The sequence below is a fragment of the Pseudonocardia cypriaca genome, from assembly GCF_006717045.1.
Classification (GTDB): Bacteria; Actinomycetota; Actinomycetes; order Mycobacteriales; family Pseudonocardiaceae; genus Pseudonocardia; species Pseudonocardia cypriaca.
In genome coordinates this window covers 2,753,196-2,775,070 of sequence record NZ_VFPH01000001.1, presented here as the reverse complement: position 1 = coordinate 2,775,070, position 21,875 = coordinate 2,753,196, and the positions used below count along the sequence as shown (strand labels likewise).

Genomic DNA, 21,875 nt, shown 5'->3' with positions numbered 1-21,875 from the left:
CAAACCGGATGCAGTCCACCGCAGCAGGACGCGATGATCACCAGGTGACTCGCGACCTGCTGCGGTGGCAGTTCGACCTGACCTGGTCCCTCACCCGGCTGCACCTGGACCGGCTGACGACCGAGGACTTCCTCTGGGAGCCGGCGCCGCTCTGCTGGACCGTGCGGCAGGCCGCCAACGGGAGCTGGACCCCGGACTGGGCCGACGCCGAGCCGGACCCGATCCCCGTGCCGACGATCGGCTGGGTGACGTGGCACCTCGGCTGGTGGTGGACCGTGGCGATCGACCACGCGCAGGGCCGCGAGCCACGCGACCGAACCGCCGTGGCCTGGCCGGGCCCCGATGCCACCGTCGGCTGGCTGCGCGGACTGCACGACGAGTGGCTCGCGGTGCTCGACGCGCTCACCGACGCCGACCTGGCCGGCCCCGCCCCGTTCCCCTGGCCCGCCGACGCCGGGATGACCGTCGCGCAGATGCTGGGCTGGGCCAACGCGGAGCTCATGAAGAACACCGCGGAGCTCGGCCAGCTGCGGCTGCTGCGCGCCGCCGGGCGCTCCGACCGTTCGAGCTGAGACGACTCGAGCCGGGTCGATCACGGGCTGAAGGTCGTGAGGAACCGGTCGCGGAAGGACTCCATCGGCCAGACCGGCGCCTGCGGGTCGGGCCGCAGGCCGTCCTGCCAGCCCCACCCGGCGATCCGGTCCAGCACTGCGCTGTCCCGGCTGACGATGGTGATCGGAACGTCCTGGCCGGCACCGTTCCCGCCGACGAAGGGGGCCGGCTGGTGGTCACCGAGGAAGACGAAGACCAGGTTGTCGTCGCCGTAGGTCTCGACGTAGGAGATCAGGGTGGACAGCGAGTACTCGATCGTTCTCCGGTACCCGTCGCGCATGCGGGCCGGATCGGCCTCGACCGCGTCCACCGGGTCGCTCTGCCCGGCTCCGGGCCGGTCGAACACGGAGCCGTCGCCGATCTCGTTCCAGTCGAGCAGCCGCGGGATCTCCGCCCACGGCCAGTGGCTGGAGACGAGTGGGATCTGAGCCATGAGCGGTGCCCGATCCGGTCGGCCACGCTCCAGGCTCTGGAAGGCCGCCAGGGTGTACTGGTCGGGCGTCTGGAAACCGTCGTAGATCCGCGACCGGTTGCCGAGGGTCGTGGAGTCGTAGGTCCGGTCGAAGCCGTAGAACGCGCCCGCCGGCCACGGACCAAGGCTCGAGGGCTGGACCGCCACGGTGTCCCAGCCGGCGCGCCGGAAGGCGGCCGAGAGCGTCAGCCGGTCGCTCGCGACGAGCTTGTCGAAGCTGTGCTCGTTGGCGACGCGCAGACCCGAGAGCAGGGTCGCGTGGGCCAGCCAGCTGCCCCCACCGACCACCGACGAGGTGAGGAACGCGCTGCGGGAGCCGAAGCCGGCAGCGGCGAGGCGGCGGGTCCCCTCGTCGAGGATCGGCGTGATCGTCGGCCCGAACTCCGGGTTCTCCAGCGCCGAGCGCCCGTAGCTCTCGACGTAGGTGAGGACGACGTCCTTCCCGCGCAGCGCGGTGAGCAGGTCGGCATCCCGGACGTCGCGCAACGCGTCCGTGGCCGCCTGCTCGTCGAACACCTGCTGGTCGTGCAGGCTCGCTGCGACCTGCTGCGCGGTCTCGTACGCGCTGGCGGCAACACTCCTGCCCGCGACGGGAACCGGGGCCACGAGCTGCGTGCCGAGCACGAAGCAGGCGAGCCAGGCGGCGGTGAGCACGGCGACCAGCCGGATCGTGACCGTCCGGTGCCTTGCGGCACAGCTCGCCAGCCGGCGGGTCGCCAGCGCCGTGAGGACGACCAGCACGGCAGCGACCACGACGGCGCCCACCACGGAACCCGTCGCGCCGAACGGGAGATCCAGCAGGCTCGCGCCGCTGGCCAGCTGCGACCAGTCGAAGACCGGGTCGAAGGGGCGCGCGAGGACCGCGAGGAAACCCATCTGCAGCACCCGCAGCAGGGTCAGCAGGGCGAGCAACGCCCCGCCGACGAGCGCGACCCGCGGCCGGAGGCGCGCCGGCAGGACGAGCAGGACGGCTACGCCGACCAGCACCTCGACCGGGATCCGCAGGAACGCGAGCGGGGTGAGCTGCCCGGCCTCCCGGGGCACGGTGAGAGCGAGGAACACCAGGAGGCCTGCGAGAACGGTGAGGATCGCCTGGGCGACGCGGTGACGGGCGCCCCGGCCGGTGCCGTCGGCTCCGCCGCCCTCGGGGCCGGCTCCGGGCGTATCGCGCCGGGCCCGGGTCGACGGACGGGTGCTGAGCAACAAGGCCGGAGTCCTTCCCGCTGGGCTACTCCCCTCACCACGGATCTCGCGGGTGGGCGGTTCAGCCGGGCCCGTGACCGAACGATTCCCCGGGGACATCCGTGCTGGAGGTGGGACCACCGCACACCGGAGGCACATCACCCGTGACCACCACCGATTCCGCCTCCACCCGGGCCGACCGGCGCGAGGCGGGGGAACCGCAGGGCTGGCGGTTCGACTCCACCCTCGTCCTGAGCATGGCCCTGCTGCTGGCGGTCGCCGGGCAGGGGCTGATCCGCCGGGTGCTGTCCGAGCCGGTGATGCAGACCTGGATGACCGTGTTCGTCGCGGTCGTCGTGCAGGCCCTCCCCTTCCTCGTCCTCGGTGTGCTGCTCTCGGCGGTCATCGCGGTGTTCGTCCCACCGTCGTTCCTCGCCCGTGCGCTGCCGCGACACCCGGCGCGCGCGGTACCGGTCGCCGGAGTGGCCGGGATGGTGCTACCCGGCTGCGAGTGCGCCTCCGTGCCGGTGGCCGGGGCGTTGGTGCGCGGGGGCGTCGCCCCGGCGGCGGCGCTGGCGTTCCTGCTGTCCGCCCCGGCGATCAACCCCATCGTGCTGACCGCAACCGCCGTCGCGTTCCCCGACAACCCGCGGATGGTCCTCGCCCGGTTCGTGGCGAGCCTCCTCGCGGCGTGCGCGATGGGCTGGCTGTGGCAACGGCTGGGCCGCACGGACTGGCTGCGTCTTCCGGCCCGGCCCTCGCACGCGGGCCTCGGCAAGGGAGCGGCGTTCTGGGCGTCCGTGCGCCACGACGTGATGCACGCGGGCGGCTTCCTCGTCGTCGGCGCCATGGCCGCCGCCACCCTCAAGACCGTGGTACCGGCGAGCTGGCTCTACGTCGCGGGCTCCATCCCCGTGGTGTCCGTGCTCACCCTGGCGCTGCTAGCGGTGCTGTTGTCGATCTGCTCCGAGGCCGACGCGTTCGTCGCCGCTTCCCTGACCCAGTTCTCGCCGACCGCCCAGCTGGCCTTCCTCGTGGTCGGCCCGATGATCGACCTGAAGCTGTTCGGCATGCAGGCCGCCACGTTCGGCCGCGGGTTCGCGTTGCGGTTCGCCCCCGCCACGTTCGCGGCGGCCGTCCTGGCCGCGACCCTCGTCGGGGCGGTGCTGCTGTGAACCGGGGAGCGCAGGCAGGCGTGCTGCTCCTGCTCGGCGCGGCCCTCGGGTACGCCGGCCTCACCGATCTCTACCTGCGGTACGTCAAGGCCGGCTTGCAGCCGCTGCTGCTCGTGGCCGGCGGCGTCCTCATCGTCGCCGCCGTCGCCACGATCTGGTTCGAACGGCGACGCCCGCGCGCCGCAGGCGAGGGCGCCGAACAGGAACACCGCGAACACGAACACCACGAACACGAACACCGCGAACCGCGGATCGCATGGCTCCTCGTCCTGCCCCTGCTCGCGCTGATCTTCGTCGCCCCACCGCCACCCGGCTCCTACGCGGCCATGCGCGACGGCACGGCCCTGCAGCAACCGTGGGACCTCTCGGCGCTCCCCGCCGACGACCCGGTACCACTCGGCCTGGTCGACTACGCCGGCCGCGCCGCCTACGACCACGGCCGCTCCCTCGGCGACCGCCGGATCACGACGTCCGGGTTCATCAGCCTCGACGAGAGCGGCGCGCCGTACCTGGTCCGCATGGTCCTCAACTGCTGCGCGGCGGACGCCCGGCCCGTCAAGGTCGGCCTGACCGGCCGGATACCGCCCATCCTGCAGCCCGACACCTGGTACGAGATCACCGGCGTCCACACCGACCGGCAGGCCGCAGACCCGATCAACAACGGTGTCATCCCGTACATCGACGTCATGGAGGCACGACCGGTCCCCGCTCCGGACGACCAGTACGACAGCGCGTCCTGAGCACCGGATCAGGGCTTGGAGCTCCCGTCATGGGACGCGGCAAGGCTGCGGGCGAGCGCGCTCACGGCGCGGGTCAGGCCGGCCAGCTCGCGGCCCTCGTCGTGACGCCAGTGGCGCACCTGCTCCGCGGTGAGCGCGGCCAGCAGCGCGTCGGCGCGCAGGTCGGGATCGGGCGCGCCGGCGGCGGTAAACAGGATCCGGCAGTGCAGCAGCCAGAACCGGTGCGAGCCCGTGCGCAGGCGGGCTCCGGGGCTCGCGGTCTGGGACAGCGCGACGACGTCGAGGTGCGCGTCGACGTAGGCCAGGTAGGCCGCGGTGAACGCGGCGAGCCGCTCGACCGGCGGCGCACCGGGACCGAGCGGGGGCGGGCCGCTGAGCAGCTCCTGCTGGAGCTGTGACTCGCGCTCGTCGAGCAGCGCGGCGGCCAGCCCCGACTTGTCGCCGAACCGCCGGTACAACGTGCCCTTCCCCACCTCCGCTGCGGCCGCGACGTCGTCCATGCTGACCGCCGCGACGCCGCGCGCCGCGAACAGCTCGCCTGCGGCGGCGAGCACCTTGCGCCGGTTGCGCGCCGCGTCGGCTCGCTCCCTCGGTACGTCACCGGCCATCAGGTCCACACCGCGGACCATAGCGTTGACTTAAGCGGACCGCAGTCCGTATGGTTCCGCGCCATGAGCCTGCCCATCGAAGAGGGCCTTCGCCTCGTACGCGCGTACGGCGCAGCGGAGCGCTGGCTGGCGGTACTGGTCACGACGGGACGCGACGCGCCGTCGGTGAGCGTGGTGAACGCCGGGGTGCTGCCCCACCCGTCCACCGGCGAGGAGACGGTCGCGTTCGTCGCCCGCGGTGCCACCGCGAAGCTCGCGAACCTGCGCAAGGACCCGCGCGCCACGCTCGTGTTCCGGTCGGGCTGGGAGTGGGTGGCCGTCCGTGGGCCGGTCGAGCTGGCCGGGCCGGACGACCCGGCCGCCGGTGTCGACCTGCGGCGCCTCCTGCGCGACATCTACACGGCCGCGGGCGGCGAGCACCCCGATCTCGACGAGTACGACCGCATCATGGCCGCCGAGCGGCGCACCGCCGTGCTCCTGCGCCCCGAGCGGTTCACCAGCAACCCGCCCGGCACGGAGCACGAGGAGCACTGATGACCACGATCGAAGTCTGGTCCGACCTGCTGTGCCCCTTCGCCTACGTGGGGCTGCTGCGGTTGCGCCGCGCCCGCACCCGGCTCGGGCTCGACGTCCGGATCGAGCACCACACGTTCCCCCTCGAGCTGTTCAACGGGCCGCACCCGCGCCGAGGCACCGACACCGAGGCGGTCGGGCTGGGGCAGATCGAGCCCGAGGCCGGGTTCCGGGTGTGGACGGCCGCCGACGACCTCTACCCGCACACCGTGCTCCTCGCGGCCGAGGCCGTGCACGCCGCGAGCGCGCAGAGCCTGGTCGCGGGCGAGGAGCTCGATCTCGCGCTGCGGCGAGCGTTCTGGACGGAGTCGCGGTCGATCAGCCACCGGCAGGTGATCCTCGATGTCGCCGCCACCGTCCCCCAGGTCGACCTCGACGAGCTGGCCGTCGCGCTCGACGACGGGCGGCACCGCCGCCGCGTCACGGCCGACTTCGCCGTCGCCGGCACGGACGCGATCCCCGCCAGCCCCACGCTGCGCCTCCCGGACGGCACAACGGTCACCAACCCGGGCATCGACGTGCACTGGCAGGGGCCGTGGGCCGAGGGGTTCCCGGTCGTGGCCGCCCACGACGCCGGCGTCTACGACGAACTGCTCCGGCGCGCGGCGTGAACCTGCGCCGGGTCGTCGTCGGCGCGCTGGAGACGAACTGCTGGATCGTGTCCGCCGGCGGCGAGGCACTGGTCGTCGACCCCGGGGACCGGCCCGAGCGCATCCTGGCGGCCACCGCGGACCTGCGCGTGACCGCCATCCTGCTCACCCACGCCCACTTCGACCACGTGCTCGCGGTGCCCGCACTGGTCGACGCGTGGCGGGTGCCCGTGCTGGCCCATCCCGCCGAGTCGCCGGTGTGGCCCCACGAGCTCGCCACCGTCCGGCGGGACGGGCACTGGGACGCCGGCACCGCAACCACGGAGCTGCTCGCCCGCGACCCCGCACGGCTCGCGCCACCCGACCGGCTGTGGGACGGCGCGTTCACCCCGGTGCACGAGGGGGTCCTCCCCATCGGGCCCCTCACCGCCCACGTGCTGCACACCCCGGGCCACACGCCCGGTGGGATCAGCCTGCTCGTCGACGGTCACCTGCTGAGCGGGGACACCCTCTTCCCCGGAGGACCGGGCCTCACCGGCCCGCCGCTCTCCGACTTCGCCACGATCGTCGGCTCGGTGCGCACGCTCCTCGCGCTCCCGGGCGACACCCGCATCCATCCCGGCCACGGCCGCGACACCACGGTCGCGGCCGAACGCCCCCAGCTGCCCGGCTGGATCAGCCGGGGCTGGTGAAACCCGCAGCGTTGCGGTTCGCGAGCGTCAGTACGGGCGGACGGGCTGGCGCACCGGCTGGCGAGGCATCTCGCGCTGCTGTTGCTGCTGCATCGCCTGGAGCTGCTCCTGGGCGCGGGCCTCCTGCACGGGGCCGGTGAACCACTTGCGGGCCGAGAGGACGTACCAGCCGCCGAACAGGACGACCGCCCCGCCCACCGTCAGCGGGGCGTAGTTCATCGACTCCCAGCTGAACCCCTCCGTACCCGGGACGCCGTTCGGCGTGAGCGGCAGGAGGAACAGCACGCACACGACCGCGATCCACACGACCGCGATCCGGGAGACCCACTTCCAGTGCTTGCCGAGGCTCCACGCGCCCGGCTCGAACTTGTCGCCCGCCTTGATGCGCAGGATGATCGGCAGCGCGAAGGCGATGTAGAGGCCGATCACCGCGATCGAGGTGCCCACCGCGTAGCCGACCACGCCGTTGGCCAGCGTCGGGATCATCAGCGCCCACGCCGTGACGGCGATGGCCAGCACCGAGTTCACCGGCACGCGGTTGGCGCCGACCCGGCGCCACAGCCGCGAGAACGGCACCGCGCGGTCGCGGGAGAACGCGAACAGCATCCGCGACGCCGAGGTCACCGACGCCGTGCCGCAGAACCACTGCGCGCCGACCGAGATGATCAGCATGAACTCGGCCCACGCCGCGTTGGTCGACTCGGTCCAGATGTAGACCACCGACATGCCGGCGGCGTCCAGGACGCCCTGCACGTCCGGCACCGCGAACGTGATCGCGACGAGGAGCACGAAGCCGAACGCCACCGACGCGACGACGGCCCAGATCATGCCGAGCGCGGTGGCGCGGGACGCCCCCCGCGTCTCCTCGCTCATGTGGGCCGAGGCGTCGTACCCGGTGACGGTGTACTGCGCCATCAGCAGCCCGATGCCGAAGACGAACCAGATGGCCGAGTCGGAGAAGCCGGAGTTGTTGACGACCTCACCGAACACGAACGCGGCCGACTGGTGCTCGGTGGGCACGATCAGCAGGATCACGACGATCAGCGCCACGCCCGCCATGTGCCACCACGCCGAGAGCGTGTTGAACTTCGACAGCAGGTTGACGTTGAGCAGGTTGAGGCCCAGCTGAGCCACCACGATCACGGTGAACGTGATGAAGATGGTCGTCGTGTCCGTGCCGACGAGGCTCGGGAACCACAGGTTCAGCAGCGCGGTCGTGAACGTCGCGCAGCCGTACTGGATGGCGGCTGTGACCGCGATCTGGCCGAGCAGGTTGAACCAGCCGGTGAACCAGCCCCATGCCGGGCCGCCGAGCCGCGACGCCCAGAAGTAGAGCGCGCCCGCGGTGGGCATGGAGGAGGCGATCTCGGCCATCGCCATCGCGACGAGCACGCAGAACCCGCCGACCACCAGCCAGCCCCACGTCACCACCACGGGGCCGCCGTTGTTGAACGCGAGGTTGTACGAGGTGAGGCAGCCCGCCAGGACGGAGATGATCGTGAACGAGATGGCGAAGTTGGAGAACCCACCCATCTCGCGGTAGAGCACCTGGGAGTAACCCAGGCGCAGCAGCAGCGCCTCGTCACTGCGCGCTGTGTCGCGCTCTCGCGTCTTGGGGCTGATGGGGGTCGACATGGGGGGATGCCTCGGTTCGTGGGTATGGGGAGCTCGGGGGGGGCGTCTCGGGGGCGGTCCTACCCCTCGCGGCGGGTCATGCCGATGGCTTCGGCGCACTCCACGAGGGCGGTGAGGTGCGGGTGGCGCGGCGGGAGCGCCTGCTCGGCGTCGTGCACCGCCGCGCTCAGCAGGGCGGTGGCCGCCTCCAGGTCACCGGCCGCGGCCTGCGCTCGCGCCAGGCCCATCCGCGAGGTGAGCGTGTCGGGATGGGCCGCGCCGAGCGTGCGCCTGCGCTGCGCGGAGACCTGGCCGGAGAGCTCGACGGCGTCGTCCACGTCGCCCGCGAGCCGGTAGGCCACGGCGAGGGCGTCGCGGGCGGTGAGGGTGCGGGGGTCGTCGTCGCCGAGCACGCGCGCGCGATCTGCGACGTTCTCCGCGATCAGGTGGATCCCGTCCCGCCGCTTGCCGGCCGATACCCGCGCCACGCCGAGGTTGCCCGCGACGGTCAACGTGGCGTGGTGGTCGCCTCCGAGCAGCGCGCGGCAGCCGCGCAGCGTGTCCTCGAACAGGTCGACGGCTTCCTTCGCGTTGCCGGCCGAGAAGAGGGCGGCCGCGCGTGCGTTCCGGACTGCGAGTTCGTGGACGGTGCCCCGGTCGGCAGCGCCGGTCCGCACCGGCATTCGCGATCCATCCATGGCGGCCGGCTCACCGTCCGCCTCCCTGGACCACCAGGGCATCAAGAACCCCCAAGGAGGATCAGGGCGCCACGTTGTGTGACAACCGCTCGGCCGAACGTGGAGAGTCAACCTGATCGACCGACGAGGATGCAAGCCGCCCAGCCCAAGCCTCAGCACGCTCTGCGTCACACGACCCGGTGATCCTCACCCGAACGAAGGATGCACAATACCGGGCGATGAACCAGCCCGATCACGAGAGGTTGCGGCGCGAGCTCGAGTCCGCCGCCACCGAGGCGCGCAGCGACGCCGGCGGGCGTCGCAGGGTCACGGGCAGGCAGGCGCTGATCGGGTTGGTGGCCGCCGTGCCGATAGCCGCCGCGGTGATCGCGGCGATCACGGCATCCCAGTCCGGTGGGGCCGAACCCGCCGCCCCCACCACACCGGTCGGGCAGCCCCCGAGCGAGCCGGCCGCCCCGCCGCCCCCGTCACCCCGGCCGACACCACCGCGGGCACCGGCCACGTCCACGGGCCCCGACGTCCCGCAACGCCCCGAGCCCTCGCAACCCCAGTCGCCACGGCCCCAACCGCCGGAGCCCGGGCCGCCACCGGACGAGGACCGGCCGATGGCCCACACCGTGCAGCCCGGGGAGACGCTCGCCCGCATCGCACTGCGGTACCAGGTGCCGCTCGAACAGATCGCCGAGCAGAACGGGATCGCCGACCCCGACCGGATCCAGGCGGGCGACAACCTCGAGATCCGCCCGGCGCCACCCAACGAGATCGTGATCCCCGCGGGTGCCACCCTCACCGGGCTGGCCTCGCGCCACAACGTCACGGTCTCCCACCTGCTGCGGCTCAACCCGCAGATCGCCGACTCGGACCGCATCGCGGCCGGTGGGCGGCTGCGCATCTCCTAGTCCACGTCTCCTGGCACGCCCGCCCGGACCGGAAATCGGGCGCGCCCCTCCTCGCCCGGCAGCTAGCGTTCGACGACCGGCACCAGGCCGGACGGGGGACGGGCCGGGGGGCATGAACGAGAGCGCGCAGGGGTATCGGGCGCAGCCGCTCACCTGGCGCCGCCTCGCCGGTCCCACCGCGGTGGTGGTCGGGGCGATGGTCGTCGTCGCCGCCGTCGCCGAGACGGCGGGCGCCGTGGTGGCGGGGCGGGTCGCCGAGAGTCCCGGCGTCGGGCTCGTCTGGCTGCTCGGCGCGCTGCTGGTCGGCGCCACGATCCTCGACACCGCCGGACGCACCGCCTTCTCCGGGGTGATCGGCCGCGCGGAGGGACGGTTGCGGGCCGACCTCCTGCACGCCGCGCTCCACCAGCCGCTGCCGGTGCTGGAGGAGCAGGCCGTCGGCGAGATGCTCGACCGCGTCGATGACGACGCCCGCCAGCTCGGCGCCCTGATGCGGCGCACCGGCTGGCAGCTCAGCCACGCCGCGCTGCGGTCCGTGCTGGCCTGGGTGGTGGCCGGGCTCACCTGGTGGCCCGCCTGGTTCGCCTTCCCGGTGGTCGCGCTGCTGGCGGCCGCCCTGGTGCGCCCGCTCACCGCGGTCGTCGCCGAGCGCAAGCTCGCGGAGGAGGCCGCGTGGTCGGACCACTCCGCCCAGCTGGAGGAGGCCGTCGCTGGCCGTGACGACGTGCGCTCATCGCTCGGGCAGCCGCACGTCGTGCGCCAGTACGCGGTCCGGGCGCGCGAGGTGCTGCAGCGGGTCGCCGCCACCTGCGCCGCCTCCACGCGCGTCGGCCTGCGCGCCGGGCTGGTGCTGAGCGGGATGCTCGCCGCGCTCGCCGTGGCGGGCGCCGCCCTCGTCAGCGGGGGCGGGCTCGGGGTGGCCGAGCTCGTCACGCTGTGGCTGCTCTTCACCACGTTCGCAGGCCAGCTCAACCACATCAGCATGCAGATGCCGGAGGTGCAGGCCGGCCTCGGCGCGCTGCAGCGCATCCGCAGCCTCCTCGCTGCGCAGCAGGAACCGGTCGGCGGGCGCCCGGTGCCGGCCGGACCGGCGGCCGTGGAGGTCCGCGACCTCACGTTCGGCTACCCGGGCGGCTTCGCGCTGCGCTCGGTCCACCTCACCGTGCCCGCCGGCACCACGTGCGCGCTGGTCGGGCGCACCGGCGCCGGCAAGTCCACGCTCGCCAAGCTGCTCTCGCGAGCCGTGGAGCCGCCACCGGGCACGGTGTTCCTCGCCGGCCAGGACGTCACCGCCACCGACCTGCACGACCTGCGCCGGGCCGTCGGCGTGGTCACCCAGCGCACCGAGATCCTCGCGGCCACCCTCGAGGAGAACATCACGCTCTTCGCCGACGACGTCCCCCCGGCGGCGGTGGAGGCCGCCGTCGACGCACTCGGCCTGGCCGAGTGGGTCGCCGCACTGCCCGACGGCCTGCAGACCCGTCTCGGCGCAGGCGGCACCACCCTGTCCGCGGGCGAGGAGCAGCTGGTCGCCTTCGCGCGGCTGCTCGTGCGGGACGTCGCGGTCGTCGTGCTCGACGAGGCCACCGCGCGCATGGACCCGCAGACCGAACGCCGCGTCACCCGGGCCGCCGACCGGCTCCTCGCGGGACGCACCGGCATCCTCGTCGCGCACCGGCTCTCCACCACCCGCCGCTGCCACGCGGTCGCGGTGCTCGACCGCGGGCGCGTCGTCCAGCACGGCGAACGCGCCCGGCTGGCCGCCGAGCCCGGACCGTTCCGGGACCTCCTCGCCGCGGCAGGGGACGGCGAGCCCGCGGCCGAGCACGCCGCCCGGTTCACCCCGGCCGTCCGCCGCCCGCCGAAACCCGCTCCCCCGGCCGTGCGCGCGCGGCTGGCCCGCACGGTGGTGCGCACGATGTTCGCCCACCCGCGGTGGGGAGTGCTCGGCGGGTTCGCGTTCCTCGTCGCGTCGCTGCTGGGCGCCTACGGGGCGGTCACGGGCTGGCTGTGGGGGCGGCTCGTGGGCACCCTCGAGCAGGGCGGGTCGCCGTGGGACGAAACCGCCGCGCTGGCCGCCACACTGCTGTTCGCGCCGTTGACCCTGGCCGTGGCGTTCCGCACCTACCCCCTGTGGTGGTCGGCGGTCACGCTGAGGACCCGCCTCGCCGTGCTGCGCGGGCAGACCATGCAGCGCCGCCTGGCCCGCACTCCCGCGGGCGAGGTGGTGGCGAGGGCGCTCGACTCCGACCGCCTCGTGCTCTACGTCGACCGCTGGGTCGACGTCACCAACGGGGTTGTCGTCGTGCTGGTCACGGCCGTCGCCGCGCAGAGCCTTCTCGCGGGCGCGGTCCTCGGCACCGTGCTGGTCGTGTCCGCGGCGGTGTCGGCCGTCGGCGCCCCGCTGGCCGGATCGTCGGCCCGGGTGGCAGGCGACGCGCGGGCCCGGTTCGGCGGCGCACTGGTGTCCGTGCTCGACGCCGCGCGCACCGTGAAGCTCGCGGCGGCCACGGAGGCCGTCCAGGCATACCTGGGGCGCGTGGACGAACGCCGCGTCGCGGCCACGGTGCGGGAGCAGCGGGTGCGCATGCTGCTCGAAGGCGCGCCCGCGCTGCTCACGCAGCTCGGCGTCGTCGCGGCGTGGGCGGTGCACCTCGCCGGCACCTGGGACCTCGCCACCGCACTGCTGGTGAGCACCGCCGTGGCCGGGTCCGGCTGGTTCGGCATGGTGTTCGGTGCGGCCGTCACCGAGGCCCCGGTCGCGCGGCGCTGGCTGCAGGCGATGGCCGACCTCGCAGGCGACGCCGACATCATCCGCGTGCCGCCCGGCGTCGACCTGCCGACCGGCGCCGCGCCCGCACCCGAGCCGGCCGGCCGGGTGCCGCTCAAGCGGCTCAGCCTGGATCGCGTCACCGCCGTGCACGACGACGGCACCGTCGGCGTGCAGGACGTGAGTCTCGCGGTGGACGCCGGCTCGCTCGTCCTGCTCACCGGGCGGGTCGGGTCGGGCAAGTCCAGCCTGCTCGCCAGCCTCGCCGGGCTGGTCGACCACGAGGGCAGCATCCGCTGGAACGACCTCGAGGTCGACGACCCGGAGCTGTTCCTGCGCCCCGGCCAGGTGGCCTACGTCGGCCAGGTACCGCGCGTGCTGTCCGGCTCCTTCTCCGACAACATCGCGCTCGACCACGACCGGCGGCTGCAGGACGCGCTCGACGACGCCCGCCTGGAGGCCGACGTCGAGGACGCGGGCGGACACGGCGCCCTGATCGGCCACCGCGGCGTGCGGCTGTCCGGCGGGCAGGTGCAGCGCCTCGCGCTCGCCAGGGCGCTCGCCACCGAGGCCGAGCTGCTGGTCGCCGACGACGTCTCCTCAGCGCTCGACGCCCGCACCGAGGTCGAGCTGTGGGAGGCGCTGCGCCGCCGCGGCGTCACGGTGGTGGGCTGCAGCTCGAAGCGCTCCGCGCTCGCCCGCGCCGACTGCGTGGTCGTGCTGGAGGACGGCCGGGTGGCGGCCACCGGGACCTGGTCGGAGCTGGCCGGGCGGTGGGGACACCTGGCGGGCTAGATCGCGGCCCTCGCGGTGGACGGACGAGCTGGGGGACGCGACCGCCCTCAGTCGCCGGTCAGTCTGCGGTAACCCGGGCCGAGGACGTTGTTCTGGATCACGATCCCCGACGTGCCGTCCGTCTGCTGGATGGCCTTGTTGCCCGCGCCTGCGAACGTGTTGTACCGGATGACGAAGCCGTGGGCGTCGCGCAACGCGACCGTCTGGTTGGCGTAGCACTGGAAGTAGTTCGCCTCGATCACCCAGTCCCTGGTGACCCCCGGCCCGCCGCCACCACCGTCCGACGACCCCGGACCCTCGACCATGATGCACTGGTGGAGGTCGCGGCCGCGGCAGACGTTGCCCGCGATCAACGCCCCGGAGCTCCCCCCGCCGGTCGACGGGGACGCCCACGTCTGCATGCAGTCCACGTGGGCGTCGTGCTCAGGGCCCTTGCGGATGTCGAAGAACTGGTTGCGCAGGATCTTCGTGTCGTTGCCGAAGAACCGGAGGCCGTCGATGTCGTCCCCGGCGAAGTACACCTGGGAGATCCTGTTGTCCTGGGCGACGTTGCCGGTGCCCCGCATCCAGATGCAGTTGCCGGCGCAGTTCGTGAAGTTGAAGTTCTGGACCACGACGTTGGAGGCGTTGACGGTGATCCCGACCGAGGAGAACCCGCGGCCGTCGTAGATCACGTCGGACCTCGTCACGGTGAGCCGCGACTTCGAGTCCCCCGTCAGGCACACCACGTTGCCCGCCGCGCAGTCCACGGGCGCGGCGGGCTGCGTGGGGCGAACCAGGTCCTGGTCGAACCCCATCACGATCGGCGTGCCGACCCCGGCCGACGGCAGCACCAACGCCACCGCGACGAGCGCGAGCAGCGACCACCACGGCACCCGCCGCCGGTACCTCGACTCCACTGCCAGCCCCCTACCAGCCAAGGCGCTCCTCGATCCGGTTCGCCAGCAAGTTTGACATCGAGGTGCTGTAGCTCGCCGTGAGGTGGTTGTCATCCATGTAGACGAAAACGTTGCCGATCACCGGTGGGCAGCGGTCGGCGGTGCAGACGGCGTCGGCGATGTCGACGAAGGAGACGTTCGGGGGGATGTCGGGCAGGTTCGCCCACGGCGGCGTCGGAGCGTAGACCTGCGCGCGGTCGACGCCGCAGCCGTCGATGTCATCGGGGCGCGTCTGCACGCAGTCGGGCACCGAGTGGTCGAACCGCGGGTTGTCCCGCAGCGCGAGCACCGGGATGCCCTCCGCGTCCAGCCTGCGCCACTGCTCGACGAACCCGGCGGGCGTCTGCTCGGTCTGCCCCACGCGCACGTCGCGCGAGGCGAGGGTGACCACGGCGTCCGGCCGCATCGCGCGGATCTCGTCGGCGGCTGCGGCGTTCCAGGCCAGGCAGTCGGCCTCGTCCGGCACCACCTCGGACGCCGTGGAGAACGGGCACGCGCCGCGGATGATCGTGATGATCTGCCAGTTGTGCTGCTGCGCGATCGGCAGCAGCGCGCCGGTGAGCTGCTGGGCGTGCGAGTCGCCCACGACCACGATCCGGCGGTCGGGCTGCACCGGTTCCTGCGTGTCCTCGGCCACGAGCAGCGGCTGCGCGCAGACGTCCATCGGGAAGCCGGCCATCGGCGTGCAGTCCCACCGCTCGATCCGCACCCAGTCCTCGGTGACCGCCATCGCAGAGGGCAGGAGCGGCGCAGGTGGGACCTGCTCGTCCGACAGCAGCGCGCCGGCGCCGGGGTGCTCGTCGTCGCCGAGCACGGCCTCGGGGTCGACGCGCAGCGCGGCCGCCACCTGCCAGGCGAGCGCGACGGCGAGCACGGCGGCCGTGCACACCACCGTGATCCGGATCTGGTGACGCGGGCCGCCGCGCCTGCGGGCGAGGGGCTTCTCGACGCACTCGTGGGTGACGGCGGCGAGGGCCGTGGCGGCACCGATGATCAGAGCGCCCGCGCCGAGCCCGACCGGTGCCTCCCCGGACGCCTGCAGGTACAGCACGAGGATCGGCCAGTGCCACAGGTAGAGGCCGTAGCTGAGGTCGCCCAGGTAGCGGGCAGGCGGTGATGTGAGGATGCGGTCGGCGCCCAGTGGCGCGCCGGTGCGGCCGGCCAGCAGCACGAGCGCCGCGCAGCCGGTCGGCCACAGCGCCGCCACACCGGGGAAGGCGTGCGCGACCGGGATCACCGCGCCGCACGCCACCAGGCCGGCCACACCCGTCCAGCCGGCGGCGACGCGGGCTCGCCGCGGGAGGACGATCCGGTCCCCGTGCAGCGCGAGCAGCCCACCGAGCGCGAACTCCCAGAGCCGGGTGAGGGTGTGGAAGTAGGCGAGGGGCTGGTTGGCGATGGTCAGCTCCACCGAGTAGACCAGCGAGGCCGCGAACACCCCCAGCAGCGCCGTCGTCGCGGAGCGGTGCAGCTTCCCGGGCGCTTTCCGGCAGGCGAGCGCGACCACGGCGAACAGCAGCGGCCAGAGCAGGAACGCCTGGACCTGCACCGACAGCGACCAGAAGTGCTGCGCGACGCTCGCCACGTTGTTGCGCGCGGCGTAGTCCACCGAGTCGGCCGCGAGCTGCCAGTTCTCCAGGAACAGGGCCGCCGCCACGATCTCGCGGACGGTCTGGCCCCAGCGGCCCTCCGGCAGCACCAGCGCGGCCGCCACCGCGGTGACGACGAGCACCACCGCCGCAGCCGGGACGAGGCGGGCGAGGCTGCGCAACCACCGCCGCCGGACGTTGAACCCGCCGCGCTCGGCCGCCCGCACCAGCTGCCCGGTGAGCAGGAACCCGGAGACGACGAAGAACACGTCGACGCCGCCGGAGACCCGGCCCACCCAGACGTGGTAGACGGCGACGAGGACGACCGCGAGCGCGCGCAGGCCCTGCAGCTCCGGGCGGTAGCCGGTGGCGAGACCCGGTCCCGCGACCGGGTGCCCGCCCGCCTGCTCACGCGGCGTCATGGCGTCCTCCCTCTCCGCTATCGATCACGCAATCCTAGGAAGGGTCCCGGCACGTCCATCGATCGCCTGCGACCAGATCCTGATCGGATCTTGACCCGCCGTCGCCGGGATTGGTCCTAGGCTGGTCGCCCGGGTCGTCAGCGTTGGGGGGACGAGTGAGCCTGGACCTCGAGAACGCCACCCGAGCACCGGCGAGCGGCACCACGAGGAGCGGCCTGCGGCAGCGGTTCCGGGTGCTCGCCGCCGGGCCGAGCACGCCCGACCGGCTCCGCCGGCTCGGCGCCGTCCTCGTGTTGGGATGCGTGCTGGCCGGCGTGTTCAGCCTGGTCGACGGCAGTGCGCGGACGGAAGCGGTCCGCGAGGGCGGCACCCGCATCGCCGCCGTGCACGCCGACGCAGCCGAGCTGTACCGGTCGCTCGCCGACGCCGACGCGATGGCGACCAGCGGCTTCGTCTCCGGCGGCCAGGAGCCTGCCGAGATCCGCGCCCGCTACGACCGCGACATCGCCGACACGACGGCCCGGCTTGTACACGCCGCGGGCCTGCTTCCCGCCGACGACCCGGCGGCGCCGGCACTGGCCACGATCTCCGAGCAGCTCCCGGTCTACAGCGGGCTCGTGGAGTCGGCGCGCACCTACAACCGGCTCGGCTACCCGCTCGGGCAGTCCTACCTCGACAGCGCGTCCCGGCTGATGTCCACCCAGATCCTGCCGGCGGCCGACGAGCTGCGCAGCCTCCAGGCACGCGCGCTCGCCGACGCATACGGCCGCGCCGGGAGCCCGCCGATCGCCGTGCTGCTGATAGGGCTCGCCGCGCTCGCCGCACTGGTCGACGCCGCCGTGCGGGAGGGCAGGCGTACGCAGCGCATCCTGTCGGTGGGGCTCACGGTCGCGGGAGCGGCGATCGTGGTCGCACTGCTGTGGTGGGTGGTCGCCACATCCGTGGCGAGCGGACACCTCGCCGACGCCGGGCGCCACAGCGGTGTCGCCGACACGCTCGACGACGCACGGGCCGCCGTGCTGCAAGCGCGGAGCAACGAGAGCCTGGTGCTGGTGGCCCGCAGCGGCGGCGCCGCCGACAGCGGCTTCACGGCCGCGATCGAGAGCGTGCTCGGCACTCCGACCGAGGGCAACGGGCTCCTCGACATCGCCACGGATGCCGCCGCGCCCGACACCGACGAGCGGATCGCCGCCGTCCGCCTCGCCACCGAGCAGTGGATGACCGCCCACCGCAGGTTGCGCGAGCTCGACGACGGCGGCATCTACCGCGACGCCGTCGCATCAGCCACCGGGGCGGACCCGGGCGGGTCCGGCGCCGCGTTCGACCGGCTCGGCGCCGTGCTCGGCGACGCGATCGACGCCGAGCGGGCCGCGTTCCGCGAGCAGGCCGACGCCGCGGCGGCCGCGCTCAACGGGCTCGCGGCCGGCCCGGCCGTGTTGGCGGTCCTGGCCGCCGCGGCGGCAACCGCGGGGATCGCGCGACGGGTGGAGGAGTACCGATGACCACCGCACCGGCAGGCGTGAGCGCCCGCAGGCCCGCGATCTACCTCGCGGTCGGCGCCGTGCTCGCGCTGGGCGCTGCGCTGCTGAGCGGGGGCGCCGCCACCGGCGAGCCCGTCGCGCCTCCGCCCGCCGGGCCCCAGGCAGGCGCGCCCGCGCAGCCCGCCGCCTGCACGGAGGAGCGGGAGAGCCTGCGCCCGCGGGACCCGCTGCCCGCGCCCGGCTCCATGCCGGCCGGTTCCACGATGGCCGCCATCGCCGCCCAGGGCCGGCTGGTCGCGGGGGTGGACCAGGGCAAGTTCCTCGCCGGGTACCGGGACCCGCTCGCCGGCACCCTCAAAGGTTCCGACATCGACATCGTCCGGCGGATCGCCGCCGCGATCTTCGGCGACCCGGAGCGGGTGCAGTACGTCGTGCTGAACATCGCCGACCGGGCCGCAGCGCTGGAACGCAACCAGGTGGACGTGGTGGTCAACAGCTTCACGGTCACCTGCGCTCGCCAGCAGGTGGTGGAGTTCTCCGCCCCCTACCTGCCGGCCTCCCAGCGCCTGCTGGTGCCGCTCGGAAGCGGGATCCGGGAGGTCGAGGACCTCGGCGGTCGCACCGTCTGCACCTCCCGCGGCTCCACCACCGAGGTCGAGCTGCGCAAGCTCGGACTCCAGGTCGAGACGCTCCCGGGAATCCCGGACTGCGTACTGGAGATGCAGCGCGGCCGCGTCGCCGCCGTGTCGAGCGACGACGTCATCCTCGCCGGGCTCGCCGCGCAGGACCCCAACACCCGGGTGGTGGGGCGGGCACTGGACACATCCCGCTACGCCGTGGGCATGCGCCCCGACGAGCCCGACCTCGTCCGCTTCGTCAACGGCGTGCTCGAGGCCGCCCGCGCCGACGGCAGCCTGGCCGCCAACTTCCGGTACTGGTACACCGGCCGCCTCGACGCCGTGCCCCAGCCCCTGCCGCCGGTCTACCGCGACTGATCCGGCCGGTCCGCGGATCCGACGGGGGCGACGAGCGTGATCGTGGTCCAGGCGCCCACCTTCACCACGTCGCCGTCGGCGAGCCGGACGGGCGTGTTCGGCGGGATCGGGTCGGGCCGGTCCCCCACGATCGTGCCGTTGGTCGAGTCCAGGTCCACCACGTCCCAGCCGCCGTCGGCCCGGCCGACGAGCAGCGCGTGCAGCGTGGAGACGCCGGGGTCGAGCGGCGGGGCGGACAGGTCGATCTCCGGCTCGACCCCCCGCGAACGGCTGCGGCGCCCGATCGTCAGCTGCGGCCGGTCGAGCACGAACCGCCGCTCGATCGGGAACGTGGGGAACTGCAGCGTGGCTGCGTCCGGCCCGTCCCGGCGCAGGACCTCCTCGAACCAGGCGCGGTCGGCGCGGACCACCGCGGTCCACGTCCCACCGGGCGCCGCCCGGGGTGCAGCTGGGGCATCACCGTCGACGGGGGACGCGGGTTCGGGCGGCGGCCCGAGCGCGCTGTCGTACCCGCAGACCTCGCAGAACCGGCCCTCCCGGGCCGAGCCGCAGCTCGGGCAGCGTTGGACGGGCGCCAGTGCGGCCGTCGCCTCCGGCTGCCCGCCGCGCAGCCGCAGCCCGCAGACCCCGCAGTACTCACCCGCGGCGGCGCTGTGATCCTCCGTGCAGGGGCCGCTCATCCGTCCCCCCGCACGCGCACGGTCCGCGTGGAGCGGGTGTCGAGCGTCATCTCGTCCACGTCCGCGACCGCCTTGCGCAGCCGGACCGTGCCCGACGGCGCGTCGACCACCTCCACCACCCGCCCGAGCAGGCGCGCGGTGCCCTCGTTCCCGGACGCCTCGGCGAGCGCGACCGCCCGCCCGAGCCGGGCCGTCGCGGTGGCCTCGTCGCCCGCCTTCCGCGCGGCGAGGCCCTCCTGGATGGCCTCGGCCAGCTCGGCCTGGCCCGTGTAGTGGGCGACCCCGCGGCTGATCCGGGTCGACAGCGCGGTGTCCTCGGTCCAGATCGCCTTCACGAGCCCCTGCCCGAGCACCTCCTCGGCGCCGTCCGGGCCGGGACGCACGATGCTGACCCGTCCGGCGAGCATCTCGTCGCCGACGCCCCCGGCGGGGACCTCGATCGCGAGGTGGTAGTCGCGTGACTCGGCGCCCCACGAGCCGAGCGGGTAGTCACCGCTCTGCCGGGCGGCCTCCGTGCGCCGGTCGGTCAAGTCCTCGACGGTGGGCGCCACCTGCTTGACGAACCGGACGGTCGCACCGCGCGGCGTCCACAGGCGCAGGGCGAGGTCGGCCACGCTCTTGCCCATCGCCTCCCCCATGATCGACCGGAAGTCGGCCGCGAGGTCGGCGGGGTCGGCGACGATGTCGACGGTGCCGAGCATCGAGGTGGCGATCGTGCGCAGCTCGTCGACGCGCCAGTCGGTGCCCACCCCCCGGCAGTCGCAGGTGAAGGTGCCCAGCACCCCGTTCAGCGCGTTCGCGAAGTACTCCGCCGACTCACCGTTCTGACCGTCGGTCAGCACGATGGCGTGCTTGATGGAGCCCGGGTGCTGGCGCGCGAGCCCGCCCACGTGCGTCAGCCAGGCCCCGATCCCGGTGCCGCCGTCGGCCTGCAGCCGCTCCACCATCCGGGTCGCCGTCGTCCGCGTGCCGGCGTTCGCCACCACCGTGCCGACCGGTGGGAAGAGCTGCTGGGCCACGTGGTTGCCGGCCACCACCGCGAACGACACCCCGTCACGCAGCTCGGCGATCGCCGCCATCGTGGCCTGCCGGGCGGCCCGGATCTTGCTGCCCGTCATCGACGTGGAGCAGTCGACCACGATGACCTCGAGCACCTCGGACGCGGGGGCAGGCGCGGCGGCGGCGTCGGCAGCGGTGACCGTGACGACCGCGTCCACCCTGCTCGCGCCAGCCGGCAGGTAGCTGTTCTGGTCGACCTCGACCGTGAACGCACCCGCACCAGCCACGTCGGTCATGGAGTACCTCTCTCGTCCCATGGCCCGACCGGCACGGCGACCACCGTGACGTTGTCGCGCCCGCCCGCGTTCAGGGCGATGGTGGTGAGCTCACGCGCGACGGCCACGGGCCCGCCCCGCGCGAGCGTGGACAGGGCCACCTCGGCCAGCTCCTCGGCACCCGGGTAGTAGTTCCACAACCCGTCGCTGCACAGCAGCAGCAACCCGGGCCCAGCCGGCCGGATCGTCACGATCTCGGGGTGCGGCTCCCCGCCCGCCCCGAGCCACCGGGTGATCGCGTGGGCCCGCCGGTCGGCCAGGGCCGTCTCCGCGTCGAGCGTTCCCGAGTTGATCATCTCCGTGGCCCACGAGTGGTCGACGGTCAGCAGGCGAGCGGGCTCGGCCGCGTCCGGCGCCGCAAGCCAGTAGGCGCGGCTGTCGCCGACCCAACCCACGGTGATCGAGACCCCGTCCTCGGGGCCTGGGTCGACTACCGCCGCCACGAGCGTGCACGACGGCGGGTTCCGGAAGTGACCGTGGCTCCCGTCGACGAGCGCGGCCACCGCGTCCGCGGCCTCCTCGACGGCCTTGCTCATGTCGGGGCCGCTCGGGTGCAGCAGCCGCTCCAACGCGGCGTCGGCCCCGGCGCGTGAGGCCAGCTCCGGCGCGTCCACGGTGGACACGCCGTCGCACACCACGGCGGCCACGAGCGCCTGACCGTCGGGGGCGGCGAGCACGCCGACGGCCATCGCGTCCTCGTTGTGGGCGTGGACGAGCCCCCGGTCGCTCACGCCCGCGACCTGGCCGAGGTCGGCCTCGATGTGCTCGGTGCCGTCGTCGCGGCGGATCCCGCAGGTGCTGCAGTAGTCCTCCCCCGCCTCGTCGACCCCGAACCCGTTGGGCGTGTTCGTACCGTTCGCGCCGCACCCGGGGCACGGCCCCGACGGCGCGCGGGCGGCCCCGCCGCGACGCAGCCACAGGTCGTGGCCGCAGTTCTCGCAGAAGCGGTGGCCGTCAACCGGCTCGCGGCACCGGGGGCAGGCGGCGGCGGCCGGTGCGGAAGTGTTCTCTGACAT

At 73.9% G+C, this 21,875-nt stretch carries 19 protein-coding genes; 10 read left to right on the top strand and 9 right to left on the bottom strand.

Features of this window, described 5'->3' with window-relative positions; genetic code table 11:
- The first annotated feature begins 8 nt into the window (after positions 1-8).
- The gene (locus FB388_RS13240) at positions 9-572 is read left to right on the top strand and encodes a DinB family protein (RefSeq protein ID WP_142100783.1); all 564 of its coding nucleotides are present in this window, start codon (positions 9-11) and stop codon (positions 570-572) included.
- A 20-nt stretch (positions 573-592) separates the two neighbouring features.
- Here the strand turns inward: FB388_RS13240 and FB388_RS13235 are convergent, their stop codons facing one another.
- Positions 593-2,290: a sulfatase-like hydrolase/transferase gene (locus FB388_RS13235; protein WP_246121883.1), complete on the bottom strand. Its 1,698-nt coding sequence runs from the start codon at positions 2,288-2,290 to the stop codon at positions 593-595.
- Positions 2,291-2,523: 233 nt separating this feature from the next.
- Here FB388_RS13235 and FB388_RS13230 point away from each other — a divergent pair, with 233 nt between their 5' ends.
- Both FB388_RS13230 and FB388_RS13225 read left to right on the top strand, forming a co-directional pair.
- Positions 2,524-3,441, top strand: a complete 918-nt coding sequence (locus FB388_RS13230) for a permease (RefSeq protein ID WP_142103018.1) — start codon at positions 2,524-2,526, stop codon at positions 3,439-3,441.
- The gene (locus FB388_RS13225) at positions 3,438-4,181 is read left to right on the top strand and encodes a TIGR03943 family putative permease subunit (RefSeq protein WP_142100781.1); all 744 of its coding nucleotides are present in this window, start codon (positions 3,438-3,440) and stop codon (positions 4,179-4,181) included. The genes FB388_RS13230 and FB388_RS13225 overlap by 4 nt, the downstream gene beginning before the upstream one ends.
- A gap of 8 nt (positions 4,182-4,189) precedes the next feature.
- Here the strand turns inward: FB388_RS13225 and FB388_RS13220 are convergent, their stop codons facing one another.
- Positions 4,190-4,789: a TetR/AcrR family transcriptional regulator gene (locus FB388_RS13220; protein ID WP_246122100.1), complete on the bottom strand. Its 600-nt coding sequence runs from the start codon at positions 4,787-4,789 to the stop codon at positions 4,190-4,192.
- A gap of 63 nt (positions 4,790-4,852) precedes the next feature.
- Between FB388_RS13220 and FB388_RS13215 the strand changes: the two genes are divergently transcribed.
- Genes FB388_RS13215 through FB388_RS39380 form a run of 3 tightly spaced genes read left to right on the top strand, consistent with a single transcriptional unit; the run spans position 4,853 to position 6,644 of the window.
- Positions 4,853-5,323, top strand: a complete 471-nt coding sequence (locus FB388_RS13215) for a pyridoxamine 5'-phosphate oxidase family protein (RefSeq protein WP_142100779.1) — start codon at positions 4,853-4,855, stop codon at positions 5,321-5,323.
- Positions 5,323-5,973 carry a DsbA family oxidoreductase gene (locus FB388_RS13210; RefSeq protein WP_142100778.1) on the top strand — a complete coding sequence of 217 codons (651 nt, stop codon included), beginning with the start codon at positions 5,323-5,325 and terminating at the stop codon, positions 5,971-5,973. The genes FB388_RS13215 and FB388_RS13210 overlap by 1 nt, the downstream gene beginning before the upstream one ends.
- Positions 5,970-6,644 (top strand): MBL fold metallo-hydrolase, encoded by a 675-nt coding sequence (locus tag FB388_RS39380; protein WP_170225595.1) that lies wholly within the window; start codon positions 5,970-5,972, stop codon positions 6,642-6,644. Before FB388_RS13210 ends, FB388_RS39380 begins: the two co-directional genes overlap by 4 nt.
- Positions 6,645-6,671: 27 nt before the next feature.
- Here the strand turns inward: FB388_RS39380 and FB388_RS13200 are convergent, their stop codons facing one another.
- A complete protein-coding gene (locus FB388_RS13200; RefSeq protein WP_142100776.1) occupies positions 6,672-8,279 on the bottom strand; it encodes an amino acid permease in 1,608 nt (535 codons plus the stop codon).
- 59 nt (positions 8,280-8,338) lie between these two features.
- Complete coding sequence (locus FB388_RS13195) at positions 8,339-8,941, bottom strand: tetratricopeptide repeat protein (protein WP_170225594.1); 603 nt, start codon at positions 8,939-8,941, stop codon at positions 8,339-8,341.
- A 233-nt stretch (positions 8,942-9,174) separates the two neighbouring features.
- On the opposite strand from FB388_RS13195, the gene FB388_RS13190 reads away from it, so the two are divergent.
- On the top strand, positions 9,175-9,855 hold the full coding sequence (locus FB388_RS13190) for a LysM peptidoglycan-binding domain-containing protein (protein WP_142100774.1): 681 nt from the start codon (positions 9,175-9,177) through the stop codon (positions 9,853-9,855).
- Positions 9,856-9,967: 112 nt separating this feature from the next.
- Positions 9,968-13,420, top strand: coding sequence for an ABC transporter ATP-binding protein (locus tag FB388_RS13185; protein ID WP_142100773.1), 3,453 nt, complete (start codon positions 9,968-9,970; stop codon positions 13,418-13,420).
- A 47-nt stretch (positions 13,421-13,467) separates the two neighbouring features.
- On the opposite strand, the gene FB388_RS13180 is transcribed toward FB388_RS13185, so the two are convergent.
- The gene (locus FB388_RS13180) at positions 13,468-14,319 is read right to left on the bottom strand and encodes a right-handed parallel beta-helix repeat-containing protein (RefSeq protein WP_142100772.1); all 852 of its coding nucleotides are present in this window, start codon (positions 14,317-14,319) and stop codon (positions 13,468-13,470) included.
- Positions 14,320-14,329: 10 nt separating this feature from the next.
- On the bottom strand, positions 14,330-16,369 hold the full coding sequence (locus tag FB388_RS13175) for an acyltransferase family protein (protein WP_142100771.1): 2,040 nt from the start codon (positions 16,367-16,369) through the stop codon (positions 14,330-14,332).
- Positions 16,370-16,524: 155 nt separating this feature from the next.
- On the opposite strand from FB388_RS13175, the gene FB388_RS13165 reads away from it, so the two are divergent.
- Both FB388_RS13165 and FB388_RS13160 read left to right on the top strand, forming a co-directional pair.
- Positions 16,525-17,871: a hypothetical protein gene (locus FB388_RS13165; protein ID WP_170225593.1), complete on the top strand. Its 1,347-nt coding sequence runs from the start codon at positions 16,525-16,527 to the stop codon at positions 17,869-17,871.
- Positions 17,868-18,845, top strand: a complete 978-nt coding sequence (locus FB388_RS13160) for a glutamate ABC transporter substrate-binding protein (protein ID WP_142100769.1) — start codon at positions 17,868-17,870, stop codon at positions 18,843-18,845. The genes FB388_RS13165 and FB388_RS13160 overlap by 4 nt, the downstream gene beginning before the upstream one ends.
- On the opposite strand, the gene FB388_RS13155 is transcribed toward FB388_RS13160, so the two are convergent.
- The 3 genes from FB388_RS13155 to FB388_RS13145 are packed head-to-tail and all read right to left on the bottom strand — an operon-like array spanning position 18,833 to position 21,875.
- Entirely contained in the window at positions 18,833-19,525 is a 693-nt protein-coding gene (locus FB388_RS13155; protein WP_142100768.1) for a double zinc ribbon and FHA domain-containing protein, read from the bottom strand. The genes FB388_RS13160 and FB388_RS13155 overlap by 13 nt on opposite strands.
- On the bottom strand, positions 19,522-20,820 hold the full coding sequence (locus tag FB388_RS13150) for a vWA domain-containing protein (protein WP_142100767.1): 1,299 nt from the start codon (positions 20,818-20,820) through the stop codon (positions 19,522-19,524). Before FB388_RS13150 ends, FB388_RS13155 begins: the two co-directional genes overlap by 4 nt.
- A complete protein-coding gene (locus tag FB388_RS13145; RefSeq protein WP_142100765.1) occupies positions 20,817-21,875 on the bottom strand; it encodes a protein phosphatase 2C domain-containing protein in 1,059 nt (352 codons plus the stop codon). Before FB388_RS13145 ends, FB388_RS13150 begins: the two co-directional genes overlap by 4 nt.

Bases quoted from the DNA above. Each gene is read 5' to 3' on its own strand.
- FB388_RS13230 (WP_142103018.1), top strand. From the start codon at position 2,524: ATGGCCCTGCTGCTGGCGGTCGCCGGGCAGGGGCTGATCCGCCGGGTG.
- FB388_RS13160 (WP_142100769.1), top strand. From the start codon at position 17,868: ATGACCACCGCACCGGCAGGCGTGAGCGCCCGCAGGCCCGCGATCTAC.
- FB388_RS13175 (WP_142100771.1), bottom strand. From the start codon at position 16,369: ATGACGCCGCGTGAGCAGGCGGGCGGGCACCCGGTCGCGGGACCGGGT.
- FB388_RS13145 (WP_142100765.1), bottom strand. From the start codon at position 21,875: ATGTCAGAGAACACTTCCGCACCGGCCGCCGCCGCCTGCCCCCGGTGC.
- FB388_RS13215 (WP_142100779.1), top strand. From the start codon at position 4,853: ATGAGCCTGCCCATCGAAGAGGGCCTTCGCCTCGTACGCGCGTACGGC.
- FB388_RS13210 (WP_142100778.1), top strand. From the start codon at position 5,323: ATGACCACGATCGAAGTCTGGTCCGACCTGCTGTGCCCCTTCGCCTAC.
- FB388_RS13200 (WP_142100776.1), bottom strand. From the start codon at position 8,279: ATGTCGACCCCCATCAGCCCCAAGACGCGAGAGCGCGACACAGCGCGC.
- FB388_RS13220 (WP_246122100.1), bottom strand. From the start codon at position 4,789: ATGGCCGGTGACGTACCGAGGGAGCGAGCCGACGCGGCGCGCAACCGG.
- FB388_RS13155 (WP_142100768.1), bottom strand. From the start codon at position 19,525: ATGAGCGGCCCCTGCACGGAGGATCACAGCGCCGCCGCGGGTGAGTAC.
- FB388_RS13150 (WP_142100767.1), bottom strand. From the start codon at position 20,820: ATGACCGACGTGGCTGGTGCGGGTGCGTTCACGGTCGAGGTCGACCAG.
- FB388_RS13185 (WP_142100773.1), top strand. From the start codon at position 9,968: ATGAACGAGAGCGCGCAGGGGTATCGGGCGCAGCCGCTCACCTGGCGC.
- FB388_RS13195 (WP_170225594.1), bottom strand. From the start codon at position 8,941: ATGCCGGTGCGGACCGGCGCTGCCGACCGGGGCACCGTCCACGAACTC.
- FB388_RS13240 (WP_142100783.1), top strand. From the start codon at position 9: ATGCAGTCCACCGCAGCAGGACGCGATGATCACCAGGTGACTCGCGAC.
- FB388_RS13190 (WP_142100774.1), top strand. From the start codon at position 9,175: ATGAACCAGCCCGATCACGAGAGGTTGCGGCGCGAGCTCGAGTCCGCC.